At 65.3% G+C, this 11,194-nt stretch carries 13 protein-coding genes; 7 read left to right on the forward strand and 6 right to left on the reverse strand.

The genetic code is table 11. From position 1 onward, the window contains the following. The 4 genes from AC6RA4_RS09815 to sucC all read right to left on the reverse strand — a co-directional run. On the reverse strand, window positions 1-1,642 hold a 1,642-nt coding region (locus AC6RA4_RS09815), incomplete at its 3' end, for a thiamine pyrophosphate-dependent enzyme (protein ID WP_500159822.1). Window positions 1,643-1,834: 192 nt separating this feature from the next. Continuing rightward, complete coding sequence (gene sucD, locus AC6RA4_RS09820) at window positions 1,835-2,719, reverse strand: succinate--CoA ligase subunit alpha (protein WP_500159824.1); 885 nt, start codon at window positions 2,717-2,719, stop codon at window positions 1,835-1,837. A gap of 145 nt (window positions 2,720-2,864) precedes the next feature. Next, window positions 2,865-3,215, reverse strand: a complete 351-nt coding sequence (locus AC6RA4_RS09825) for a hypothetical protein (RefSeq protein WP_222602778.1) — start codon at window positions 3,213-3,215, stop codon at window positions 2,865-2,867. A gap of 87 nt (window positions 3,216-3,302) precedes the next feature. After that, window positions 3,303-4,496: an ADP-forming succinate--CoA ligase subunit beta gene (gene sucC, locus AC6RA4_RS09830; RefSeq protein WP_500159826.1), complete on the reverse strand. Its 1,194-nt coding sequence runs from the start codon at window positions 4,494-4,496 to the stop codon at window positions 3,303-3,305. A gap of 271 nt (window positions 4,497-4,767) precedes the next feature. Here sucC and AC6RA4_RS09835 point away from each other — a divergent pair, with 271 nt between their 5' ends. Next, the gene (locus AC6RA4_RS09835; protein WP_500159828.1) at window positions 4,768-5,820 is read left to right on the forward strand and encodes a glycosyltransferase family 2 protein; all 1,053 of its coding nucleotides are present in this window, start codon (window positions 4,768-4,770) and stop codon (window positions 5,818-5,820) included. A gap of 21 nt (window positions 5,821-5,841) precedes the next feature. Here the strand turns inward: AC6RA4_RS09835 and mdh are convergent, their stop codons facing one another. Continuing rightward, entirely contained in the window at window positions 5,842-6,804 is a 963-nt protein-coding gene (gene mdh / locus AC6RA4_RS09840) for a malate dehydrogenase (RefSeq protein ID WP_222602780.1), read from the reverse strand. A 275-nt stretch (window positions 6,805-7,079) separates the two neighbouring features. Further along, window positions 7,080-7,391 carry a hypothetical protein gene (locus AC6RA4_RS09845; RefSeq protein WP_500159831.1) on the reverse strand — a complete coding sequence of 104 codons (312 nt, stop codon included), beginning with the start codon at window positions 7,389-7,391 and terminating at the stop codon, window positions 7,080-7,082. A 259-nt stretch (window positions 7,392-7,650) separates the two neighbouring features. Here AC6RA4_RS09845 and AC6RA4_RS09850 point away from each other — a divergent pair, with 259 nt between their 5' ends. From AC6RA4_RS09850 to sdhC, 6 genes are all read left to right on the forward strand, one after another. After that, window positions 7,651-8,502 carry an HpcH/HpaI aldolase/citrate lyase family protein gene (locus tag AC6RA4_RS09850; protein ID WP_500159833.1) on the forward strand — a complete coding sequence of 284 codons (852 nt, stop codon included), beginning with the start codon at window positions 7,651-7,653 and terminating at the stop codon, window positions 8,500-8,502. 42 nt (window positions 8,503-8,544) lie between these two features. After that, window positions 8,545-9,090, forward strand: a complete 546-nt coding sequence (locus AC6RA4_RS09855; protein WP_500159835.1) for an NnrU family protein — start codon at window positions 8,545-8,547, stop codon at window positions 9,088-9,090. A 16-nt stretch (window positions 9,091-9,106) separates the two neighbouring features. Continuing rightward, on the forward strand, window positions 9,107-9,310 hold the full coding sequence (locus AC6RA4_RS09860) for a DUF1737 domain-containing protein (RefSeq protein WP_222602784.1): 204 nt from the start codon (window positions 9,107-9,109) through the stop codon (window positions 9,308-9,310). Further along, a complete protein-coding gene (locus tag AC6RA4_RS09865; RefSeq protein ID WP_500159838.1) occupies window positions 9,310-10,341 on the forward strand; it encodes a MaoC family dehydratase in 1,032 nt (343 codons plus the stop codon). Before AC6RA4_RS09860 ends, AC6RA4_RS09865 begins: the two co-directional genes overlap by 1 nt. A 99-nt stretch (window positions 10,342-10,440) precedes the next feature. Then, the gene (locus AC6RA4_RS09870; RefSeq protein ID WP_500159840.1) at window positions 10,441-10,644 is read left to right on the forward strand and encodes a hypothetical protein; all 204 of its coding nucleotides are present in this window, start codon (window positions 10,441-10,443) and stop codon (window positions 10,642-10,644) included. A 229-nt stretch (window positions 10,645-10,873) separates the two neighbouring features. After that, window positions 10,874-11,194, forward strand: a 321-nt coding sequence (gene sdhC / locus AC6RA4_RS09875) for a succinate dehydrogenase, cytochrome b556 subunit (protein WP_500159842.1), incomplete at its 3' end; no start/stop codon positions are given.

Consider the following 11,194-nt stretch of genomic DNA (forward strand, 5'->3'; position numbering starts at 1 on the left):
AGGCGGCCTTCATGTCCTCGATCTCGCCCTCGGGGATCAGGCCATCCTTGACCAGCCGCTCGGTGTAGAGCGTCAGCGTGGTCTTCTGCTTCTTGATCTGCTTGTACATCACCGGGTTGGTGAACATGGGCTCGTCGCCCTCGTTGTGACCGAACCGGCGGTAGCAGAACATGTCGATGACCACGTCCTTGCCGAACTTCTGGCGGAACTCGGTGGCCACCTTGGCGGCGTGCACCACGGCTTCCGGGTCATCGCCGTTGACGTGGAAGATCGGCGCCTCGACCACCAGCGCGTTGTCGGTGGGGTAGGGCGAGGAGCGCGAGAAATGCGGCGCGGTGGTGAAGCCGATCTGGTTGTTCACCACGATGTGGATGGTGCCGCCGGTGCGGTGACCGCGCAGGCCCGAGAGCGCGAAGCATTCGGCCACGACGCCCTGGCCGGCGAAGGCCGCGTCGCCGTGCAGCAGCACCGGCAGAACCTGGGTGCGCTCGACATCGCCGAGCTGGTCCTGCTTGGCGCGGACCTTGCCCAGAACCACCGGGTTCACCGCCTCGAGGTGCGAGGGGTTGGCGGTCAGCGACAGGTGCACTTCATTGCCGTCGAACTCGCGGTCTGACGAGGCGCCGAGGTGGTATTTCACGTCGCCCGATCCGTCGACATCCTCGGGCTTGAAACTGCCGCCCTGGAATTCGTTGAAGATCGCGCGGTAGGGCTTGTTCATCACGTTGGCGAGCACCGAAAGGCGGCCACGGTGGGGCATGCCGACCACGACTTCCTTGATGCCAAGGTTGCCGCCGCGCTTGATGATCTGCTCCATCGCCGGGATCAGGCTTTCGCCGCCGTCGAGGCCGAAGCGCTTGGTGCCCATGTACTTGACGTGCAGGAACTTCTCGAAGCCCTCCGCCTCGACCATCTTGTTGAGGATGGCGCGGCGCCCTTCACGGGTGAACTTCACTTCCTTGCCGTAGCCCTCGATGCGCTCCTTGAGCCAGGACGACTGCTCCGGGTCGGAGATGTGCATGTATTGCAGCGCGAAGGTGCCGCAATAGGTGCGCTTGAGCACGCCCATGATCTCGCGCAGCGAGGCGATCTGCAGGCCCAGCACGTTGTCGATGAAGATCGGCCGGTCCATGTCGGCCTCGGTGAAACCGTAGGCCTTGGGGTCGAGCTCGGGATGCGGCTCGCGGCCGTGCAGGCCCAGCGGATCGAGATCGGCGGCGAGGTGGCCGCGGATGCGGTGGGCGCGGATGATCATCAGCGCGCGGATCGAGTCGAGCACGGCGCGCTTGACCTGATCGTCGGTCAGGCTGACGCCCTTCGACGAGGCCTTCTCGGCGATCTTCTTGCCGGCGCCCTTGGCTTCGGCGGGGACCATCGGCATCGGCCATTCGCCGGTCAGCGCGGCGGTGATGTCGTCATCCGGGGTCGGCGGCCAGTCGGCACGGTGCCAGGAGGCGCCCTGTGCCTCGGCCTTCACGCTGGTCTCGTCATCGCCCAGGGCGCTGAAGAACTCCGCCCAGGCGGCATCCACCGCGCCGGGGTCGTTGGCGTAGCGGGCGTACATCTGCTCGAGGTACTCCGCGTTCGCGCCCTGCATGAAGCTGGAGGCGTGGAACTGGTCGTTGGGACTTTGATCCGTCATCGCGCGTCTTCCTTTCTGACCGATCGCTGTAGCAGCAGGAAAGAGGCCGGACCGCCCGGCGCCTGTCGTGATGCTCAGCCAATCGCGTTGGCTTTTCAATAACGCGTCCCGGGATTGACCCGGACCGCGTGATGGTGATGACCGACATTTGTGCCGGTCGCCCCGAGCGCAAGCCCGGGGCGAAGATTTCCCTCAGGCTTCCATTGCCTTGAGCACGGCCTCGCCGAGGGTGGCGGGGCTGTCCGCGACCACGATGCCGGCCGACTTCATGGCCTCGATCTTGGACTCGGCGTCGCCCTTGCCACCGGCGACGATGGCGCCGGCGTGGCCCATGCGGCGGCCCGGAGGGGCGGTGCGGCCGGCGATGAAGCCAGCGGTCGGCTTCCAGCGGCCTTTCTTCTTCTGCTCCTTGAGGAACTCTGCGGCTTCCTCTTCGGCCGAGCCACCGATCTCACCGATCATGATGATGGATTCGGTTTCCGGATCGTCCAGGAACATGTCGAGCACGTCGATGTGTTCGGTGCCCTTGATCGGGTCGCCGCCGATGCCCACGGCCGAGGACTGGCCGAGGCCGAGATCGGTGGTCTGCTTGACCGCCTCGTAGGTGAGGGTGCCCGAGCGCGACACGACGCCGACCTTGCCACGCTTGTGGATGTGGCCCGGCATGATGCCGATCTTGCAGGCGTCGGGGGTGATGACGCCGGGGCAGTTCGGGCCGATCAGGCGGCACTTGCTGTCGACCAGCGCGCGCTTCACCTTCATCATGTCGAGGACCGGGATGCCCTCGGTGATGCAGATGATCAGCTCGACCTCGGCGTCGATCGCCTCGAGGATGGAGTCGGCGGCGAAGGGCGGCGGCACGTAGATCACCGAGGCGTTGGCCTCGGTCTTGTGCACGGCTTCGTGGACCGAGTTGAAGACCGGCAGGCCGAGGTGCTCCTGACCGCCCTTGCCGGGGGTCACGCCGCCGACCATCTTGGTGCCGTAGGCGATGGCCTGCTCGGAGTGGAAGGTGCCCTGCGAGCCGGTGAAGCCCTGACAGATGACTTTGGTGTTTTCGTCGACGAGGACTGCCATTGGTGGCGTTCTCCTTATTGGGCCGCGTGCGCGCGGCGCATGTTTTGAGACGGCGCCGCGAGACGCGGGCCGATGACACGACAAGACAGCGCGCAGCCCTGCGGCGCGCACTGTCCGGAATGCTCAGACGTGAGAAGGTAAGGCGTTACTGCCCGTCGTGCCCCGCGACCTCGTCCAGCACCCGTGCCAGCAGGAGCGCGACGCCCCCGAGGATCAGCGAGCGACCGAGCGAGTCCGTCACGTTGGTGGGCGCGAAGGCCTGCACCCCGTCCCGACCGCGCTGCGCCGCACGGCGCAGACGGCTGCGACGCGGACCGTCGCCCATGCGATTGGGCGGCGGCACGTGTCCGAGGCGAGGTTTGGCAATCAACAGCGCCGCGCCGATCGCCAGCAGACCGCCGGCATAGGCCACCGGCATCAGCCGGTCGCGACTGGCGGGAAGCGCCTTGTTGGACAGGGTGGGCAGGTTGGTGCGGCCGGGCAGCTTGATCGACATGACGGGACTCTCCTTTCGGGAGGCAACCCGCCAGGCCCGCGGAGTGTTCCGCGAAAAGCGTGATATGCTGCATCGACCGCATCAGGCTCAGCCCTTGACCGCCTTCACGATCTTCTCGGCACCGTCGGACAGGTTGTCGGCGGCGATCACGTCGAGACCGGACTCGTTGATGATCTTCTTGCCGAGCTCCACGTTGGTACCCTCGAGGCGAACCACCAGCGGAACTTGCAGGCCGACTTCCTTAACCGCGGCGATCACGCCCTCGGCGATGACGTCGCAGCGCATGATGCCGCCGAAGATGTTCACGAGGATGCCTTTGACGTTGTCGTCAGAGGTGATGATCTTGAACGCCTCGGTCACCTTCTCCTTGGTCGCGCCGCCACCCACGTCGAGGAAGTTGGCCGGCTCGCCGCCGTAGAGCTTGATGATGTCCATGGTCGCCATGGCCAGGCCTGCGCCGTTCACCATGCAGCCGATCTCGCCGTCGAGCGCGATGTAGTTCAGGTCGTGCTGCGAGGCCGCGAGTTCCTTCGGGTCTTCCTCGGTCTCGTCCCGCAGGCCGACGATGTCGGGGTGACGGTAGAGCGCGTTGGAGTCGAAGCCCGCCTTGCAGTCGAGGCACTTGATCTCACCGGAGGTGGTCAGGATCAGCGGGTTGATCTCCAGCATCTCCATGTCCTTCTCGGTGAACATGCGGTAGAGATTGCCGAGCAGGTTCGAGCACTGGCGCACCGCCTTGCCTTCGAGGCCGAGGGCAAAAGCGACGCGGCGGCCGTGGAAGCCCTGGTAGCCGACGGCCGGGTCGATCGAGAAGGAGAGGATCTTCTCGGGGGTCGAGGCTGCGACCTCCTCGATGTCCATGCCGCCTTCGGTCGAGCAAACGATCGAGACGCGCGAGGTGACGCGGTCGACCAGCAGCGCGAGGTAGAATTCGGAGGTGATGTCCGAGCCGTCCTCGATGTAGATGCGGTTGACCTGCTTGCCTGCCGGGCCGGTCTGGTGGGTCACCAGCGTGTGGCCGAGCATCCGGTTGGCTTCGTCGGCGGCTTCTTCCACCGACTTGGCGAGGCGGACACCGCCCTTTTCACCGGCTTCGTGTTCCTTGAAGGAGCCCTTGCCGCGACCACCTGCGTGGATCTGCGCCTTCACGACCCAGAGCGGGCCGTCGAGCTCGCCTGCGGCGGTCTTGGCGTCGTTGGCCGTCAGCACGATACGGCCGTCGGAGACCGGGCAGCCATAGTCGCGCAGAAGCGCCTTCGCCTGATATTCATGGATGTTCATGAAAGAATCTTCCCGTCTTGCTGCGATTTCCCTGCCGGTATAGCCATGCATATCGGCGCGCGTTAATCGAAATATTGCGCGATGGGGCGAATTGCGAGCAATTTTTGCCGTTTGTGATCACAGCTTTTGGAGGCGTGATCACAAATCTCGGCGAAGCTCCGCCGTGTTAGCGTTCCCGCTTAGAATCACGTGATTCCGGCCATGCGGGCTTTGCGATTGCCGCGTCTGGCCGTCGCCGATAACGAAGGGGAAAGCAGTCGGAGGGCAGGCGGTGAGCTATCTTCAGAGGTCCGGACCGGACCGGATCGACCCCGAGGCGGTGCCGGTGGTGGCGCTCGCCCACAACGAAGAGAACATCCTCGCGGAGTTCCTGCGGCACTATCGCGGGCTCGGCAGGGTCAGCTTTCTGATCGTTGACGACCGCTCGACCGACGGCACCGCCGCGCTGCTGGCGGCGCAGCCCGACGTGACCGTGTTCCACCCGGTCGAGGGCTCGACCTATCGCGAGCACAAGCAGCTCTGGCGCTCGGAACTGCTCGACGCCCATGCCGACGGGCGCTGGTGCCTGGTGCCGGATCTCGACGAGCATTTCGTCTTTGCCGGGCCGCCCGAGATGGATCTGCAGGGCTATATCGCGGCGCTCGATGCCGAGGGCGCCGAAGCCGTCGCGACGCTGATGATCGACATGTATGACGACCGCCCGCTCGGCGATCACGTCTTTCCCGACGGCAGCGGCCGCTCGCTCGCCGAAAGTTTCCCGTGGTTCGACGGTCCGGCGCCGTTTCCCGGTGGCTATGTCATGCGCCCGGTGACGCGGGCCACGTCGCGCAGCTTTCCGACGCCGCCGATCGCCTTCATCGGCGGAGCGCGGCACCGGCTGTTCTACCCCGAGCCCACCCCCACCGGGCCGGTCTCGCGCTGGGTGGCGATGCATCGCTTCGGCTTTGACCGGGCTGTGAACGCGCGTCGTAGCCGGCTGTCGCGCAAGGTGGCCAAAAGGCTGTTTCACGGCACCCTCAACTGCACCAAGCTCGGGCTTCTGCGCTGGCGGACGGGCTTTGCCTTCAACGGCGGGGCGCATCGGCTCGACGCGAAGATTCCGGTTTCGGAAAGCATCGCGGCGTTTCTGCACTATCCCTTCACGCGCGGACGCGCGGGGATCGAGTATATCGCGAAGCGGGGGCAGCACGCCGATGGCTCGGGCCATTACAAGCGGTTGCTGGAAGGGGAGGGGCTGGCGCGGTCGCCGGTCTTTGCCGGATCGAAGCGCTATGCGGGGCCGCAGGATCTGGCCGGGCTGATCCGCGGGGTGCCGGGGCGCTGAGGCGCGCCCCGGCGAAAAGGCTTACGCGAGCGAGCCGTCGATGCCCTTGCAGGCCTCGACAAGGCCCTTCACGGCGTTGACCGAGGTGTCGAACATCTCTTGCTCTTCCTTGTTGAGCTTGATGTTCATGATCTTCTCGACACCGCCGGCACCGATCACGGTGGGCACGCCGACATACATGTCGGAGACGCCGAGGTCGCCGTCGCAATAGGCGGCGCAGGGCAGGACGCGCTTCTGGTCCTTGAGGTAGGCTTCCGCCATCTCGATGGCCGAGGTCGCGGGTGCGTAGAAGGCCGAGCCGGTCTTCAGCAGGCCGACGATCTCGGCGCCGCCGTCACGGGTGCGCTGCACGATGGCGTCGAGCTTCTCCTGGGTGGTCCAGCCCATCTCGACGAGGTCCGGCAGCGGAACGCCGGCGACGGTCGAGTAGCGCACCGACGGCACCATGGTGTCGCCGTGGCCGCCGAGCACGAAGGCGGTCACGTCCTTCATCGACACGTTGAACTCGGTCGCGAGGAAGTGGCGGAAGCGCGCGCTGTCGAGCACGCCGGCCATGCCGCAGACCTTGTTCGCGGGCAGGCCCGAGAACTTCTGCAGGGCCCAGACCATCGCGTCGAGCGGGTTGGTGATGCAGATCACGAAGGCGTCGGGCGCGTTGTCGCGGATGCCTTCGCCGACCGACTTCATCACCTTGAGGTTGATGCCCAGCAGGTCGTCGCGGCTCATGCCCGGCTTGCGCGGCACGCCGGCGGTGACGATGCAGACGTCGGCGCCGGCGATGTCGGCGTAGTCCTGGGTGCCCTTCAGCGTGGCGTCGAAGCCTTCCGAGGGACCGGACTCGGCGATGTCGAGCGCCTTGCCCTCGGGGGTGCCTTCGGCGATGTCGAAGAGAACAACGTCACCCAGTTCCTTGAGGGCAGCGAGGTGGGCGAGGGTGCCGCCGATCTGTCCCGCGCCGATCAGGGCGATCTTGGGTCTGGCCATGGATCTATCTCCGCTCCATTTGTGAATTCCGACGTTTGCGTAAGGGTTTGCCCGGCCACGCGCAAGGGTGCTGCACGGCAGCATGACGCGCTCGCGCCCGCGAGGAGGCGCGTTTGATTGCGCTAAAGACAAGAAAATCGAAGGGTTAGAGCGGCCCTGCCAAGATGCGCGCAATGCGGGTTTTCAGCCGCCCGAGCTGCGATCAGGGGTCGGAATGCCGCGACTGCGCGCGTTTTGAACGATTCTTGCGCCAGCTTCCGCGCGCGCGTTGCGGATCATGCGTCGGAGTCGGAGGAGGGCAGCGGTTCGGCCAAAGTCTCGAAGGATTGACCGCTCGCGATCAGGCAGGTGAGCCCCGCGCCGGAGGTGATGGTGATGGTCCAGCTGCCGGTTTCGTCCGAGGCAAAGACCTCGACCAGCGCGTTCTCGCCGTTGAGCCCGCTGCTTTGACGGGTCTCGCCATAGGTGTCGGCCAGCTTGCGCAGCACTGTCTCGCGTGGGGCGCAGGCCGGGATTTGCGCCTGCAGGATCTGCGGCGCAAGCAGCGCCCCCAAGGCCACGATGGCCATTACTGTCGTCACTCTCATCGCCTTGCCCCTTCCGGATGCGGGTCCTGTCCCTCCGAACGCGTGGCGCGCCCCTGCCGGCGTAGCCTCTGCCCCTGCCGGAAAGGCTGACGGGCATTGCTCAAGGAAAGGTTAACGACGCGGCGCAGCGGCATCGGAGCGCCGTACGGCACCAAGGTCGCGGCGCTTTTTTCTGCATTGCGGCGCAAATGCCCTTGCACTTTTCGCAAAATACTGAGCATTTTCGCGCAACTTTATTTCTTCTTGAGGGAGGAGACTCATGGACCTCACGATGCGCCCCTACCGCTCGGTGCTGTATATTCCCGGCTCCAAGGACCGCGCGCTCGACAAGGCGCGCACGCTGCCGGTCGACGCCATCATCTTCGATCTGGAGGACGCGGTCTCGCCGGGCGAGAAGGAAGCCGCGCGCGAGACGCTGGCGCAGGCACTGCGTCAGGGCGGCTACGGCAAGCGCACCAAGATCGTCCGTATCAACGGGCTCGACACCCACTGGGGCCGCGAGGACGCTGCGGCGGCCAATGACATGGATTGCGACGCGGTGCTGCTTCCCAAGGTCGAAAGCCCCGAGCAGCTCGACGCGTTGGCCAAGCTAACCGACAAGCCGCTATGGGCGATGATGGAGACGCCGCGCGGCATCCTCAATGCCGCCGCCATCGGCGCGCATGAGCAGCTCTGGGGCATGGTCATGGGCACCAACGATCTCGCCAAGGAGCTGAACTCGCGCTTCCGGCCCGACCGTCTGGCGATGCAGGCCTCGCTCGGTATGTGCCTGCTGGCGGCCAAGGCCACTGGCTGCGTCATCGTCGACGGCGTCTATAATGCGTTCAAGGATGACGAGGGGCTGAAGGCGGAATGCGATCAGGGGCGCGACATGGGCTTCGACGGCAAGACCCTGATCCACCCGGCGCAGGTTGCCGTGACCAACGCCGCCTTTGCGCCGACCGAAGCCGAGATCGACCTCGCCCGCCGCCAGATCGAGGCCTTCGAGGAGGCCGAGAAGCAGGGGCAGGGGGTTGCGGTGGTCGACGGCAAGATCGTCGAGAACCTGCATGTCGCCACCGCCCAGACGCTGCTGGCCAAGGCGGAAGCCATTGCCGCCATGGCGGAATGATCGCAGGGTGACGGGAAAGAGACCCGACCAAAGGAGACACCCATGGTCCTGCTCATTCTCGGCGTCGCGCTCTGGTGGGGCGCGCACCTGTTCAAGCGGCTGGCCCCGGCGCAGCGCGCCGCCCTTGGCGACAAGGGCAAGGGCCCGGTCGCGCTGGCGCTGCTCGCCTCGGTGCTGCTGATGATCTTCGGCTACCGCATGGCCGATGGCGCGATCTTCTGGGCGCGTCATCCGGCCACGGTGGGCATCAACAACCTGCTGATGGTGGCCGCGCTCTACCTGACCTCGCCGGGCCCCAAGAAGGGCGCGCTGCTGTACAAGATGCGCCACCCGATGCTGGCGGGCTTCCTGCTCTGGACGATCGCGCATCTGCTGGTGAACGGAGACGTGCCGTCCTTCGTGCTGTTCGGCGGGCTGGGCCTCTGGGCCATCGTCGAGATCGTGGTGATCAACCGCGCCGAGCCGGACTGGACGCCGCCCGCGAAGGGCAGCATCGGCAAGGACGCCATGTTCCTCGCGATCAGCGTCGTCCTGCTCTTCGTGATCGGCTTCATCCACACCTGGCTCGGCTATCCGACCTTCGGTTAATGAACTGGAAAGACATATGAAACTTTACCGCTTCCTCTCCGAGGACGACACCTCGGCCTTCTGTCACAAGGTCACCGCGGCGCTCAACAAGGGCTGGGAGCTGCACGGCGATCCGACCTATGCCTTCGACGCCGCCAACGGCGTGATGCGCTGCGGTCAGGCGGTGACCAAGGAGGTCGAGGGCACCTACACCCCCGACACCAAGCTGGGAGAGCAGTGATGGCCAAGACCAATCCGGGACGGTTCTTCGAGGATTACAGCGTCGGTCAGGTGATCGAGCACGCGGTGCCGCGCACCGTCTCGGGCGGGGAGCGGGCGCTTTACCATGCGCTCTACCCCGCCCGGCACGCGCTCTACTCCTCCGACGCCTTCGCTCAGGCCTGCGGCCTGCCGGCCTCGCCGATCGACGATCTGGCGGCGTTTCACGTGGTGTTCGGCAAGACCGTGCCGGATGTCTCGCTCAACGCGGTGGCCAACCTGGGCTATGCCGAGGGGCGCTGGCTGGCGCCGGTCTATGCCGGCGACACGCTGCGCTCGTCGTCGGAGGTGATCGGGCTCAAGCAGAACTCCAACGGCAAGACCGGCGTGGTCTATGTGCGGACCACCGGCACGAACCAGCGCGGCGAGACCGTGATGGAGTATTGCCGCTGGGTGATGGTCCGCAAGAACGACCTCGACGCGCCGGCGCCCGAGACGGTGCTGCCGGAGCTGAAGAAAGTGCTGGCGCCCGAGGATCTGGTGATCCCCGAGGGGCTGAGCTTCGAGGGCTATGATTTCACCCTTGCCGGCGAGCCGCATCGCTGGGGCGATTACGAGGTCGGCGAGACCATCGATCACGTCGATGGCGTCACCATCGAGGAGGCCGAGCACATGATGGCGACGCGCCTGTGGCAGAACACCGCCAAGGTGCATTTCGACGCCACCTTCCGCCCCGACGGCCAGCGCCTGATCTATGGCGGGCACGTGATCTCGATGGCCCGCGCGCTGAGCTTCAACGGGCTCGCCAACGCGCAGATGATCGTCGGTCTCAATGGTGGGGCGCATGCCAACCCGTGCTTCTCGGGCGATACCGTGAAGGCGTGGTCCGAGGTGCTCGACAAGGCCGACACCGATGCGCCGGGCGTCGGCGCGATCCGGCTCCGGCTGGTGGCGACCAAGGGCGGCGCGCCGTTCGAACTGCGCGGCGAAGATGGCAAGTACAAGCCCGAGGTTCTGCTCGATCTCGATTATTGGGCGCTCATGCCGCAATAAGTCGCAGCAAATGGTTAACCTTTTGTTACCCTGATTGTTTCCTCTCCGCTAAACTCGCCTTGCGGGGAGGAGATTCGGATACCGCCAGGAGGAACGACCATGGCTGCTTCACCCTTGCCGCACGGCACCAGGGACGTACTTGATATGCCCTCGAGCGAAATTCCCAGCGCCATCAGCCGTCTGACCAAGGATCGCAAGCTCAGCGGATTGGTCTCGCGCATTCATCGCGATCTGCACTCGAATGACCCGGCGCGCCGGAGTCAGGGGGCGCTCGCGCTGAAGCGTCTGGGGTTCCCCGAGTAACATTCCGACCGAAGAATTGTGGTTCCCGACAGAATCAAATTCTGCGACTGCATCGTCGTGCACGATGTTAGCGCAGAAGATGTGATCACACTTTTTCGCGTGTGATCACAGATCACGTGGATTTTTCATCAAAGCGATCAAAAAACGCGCCTGCTGCCGCTGCACGCTGGTGACAGGGGTGCAAAAAAACCGCTAGAACGCCGTCATAAGGGAACCGAAAGGACTAGCCATGGCCGAAGCTAAACGGATCGAGCGCCCGCTCTCCCCCTTCATGTTCGTACAGTATTATCGCTTGCAGCTCACCGCGGTGACCTCGGTGATGATCCGGATCACCGGGAACGCCCTGATGGTGGCGACCTTCCTCGTGGTCTGGTGGTTGCTCGCGCTTGCCGCGGGGCCCGAAGCCTTCGAGACCGCCGAGTGGTGGATCACCTCGTGGGTGGGCAATCTGGTGATGTTCGGATCGCTCTGGGCGGTCTGGTATCACTACCTCGGTGGCCTGCGTCACCTGGTCTTCTGCAGTCATTGTCTGGCCCGTGAAACTACTGGA

The organism is Salipiger sp. (assembly GCF_059781815.1).

Excerpts from the sequence above, each read along its gene's own strand:
- sucD (WP_500159824.1), bottom strand. The coding sequence starts at position 2,719 with ATGGCAGTCCTCGTCGACGAAAACACCAAAGTCATCTGTCAGGGCTTC.
- AC6RA4_RS09825 (WP_222602778.1), bottom strand. The coding sequence starts at position 3,215 with ATGTCGATCAAGCTGCCCGGCCGCACCAACCTGCCCACCCTGTCCAAC.
- sucC (WP_500159826.1), bottom strand. The coding sequence starts at position 4,496 with ATGAACATCCATGAATATCAGGCGAAGGCGCTTCTGCGCGACTATGGC.
- mdh (WP_222602780.1), bottom strand. The coding sequence starts at position 6,804 with ATGGCCAGACCCAAGATCGCCCTGATCGGCGCGGGACAGATCGGCGGC.
- AC6RA4_RS09845 (WP_500159831.1), bottom strand. The coding sequence starts at position 7,391 with ATGAGAGTGACGACAGTAATGGCCATCGTGGCCTTGGGGGCGCTGCTT.
- AC6RA4_RS09850 (WP_500159833.1), top strand. The coding sequence starts at position 7,651 with ATGGACCTCACGATGCGCCCCTACCGCTCGGTGCTGTATATTCCCGGC.
- AC6RA4_RS09855 (WP_500159835.1), top strand. The coding sequence starts at position 8,545 with ATGGTCCTGCTCATTCTCGGCGTCGCGCTCTGGTGGGGCGCGCACCTG.
- AC6RA4_RS09860 (WP_222602784.1), top strand. The coding sequence starts at position 9,107 with ATGAAACTTTACCGCTTCCTCTCCGAGGACGACACCTCGGCCTTCTGT.
- AC6RA4_RS09865 (WP_500159838.1), top strand. The coding sequence starts at position 9,310 with ATGGCCAAGACCAATCCGGGACGGTTCTTCGAGGATTACAGCGTCGGT.
- AC6RA4_RS09870 (WP_500159840.1), top strand. The coding sequence starts at position 10,441 with ATGGCTGCTTCACCCTTGCCGCACGGCACCAGGGACGTACTTGATATG.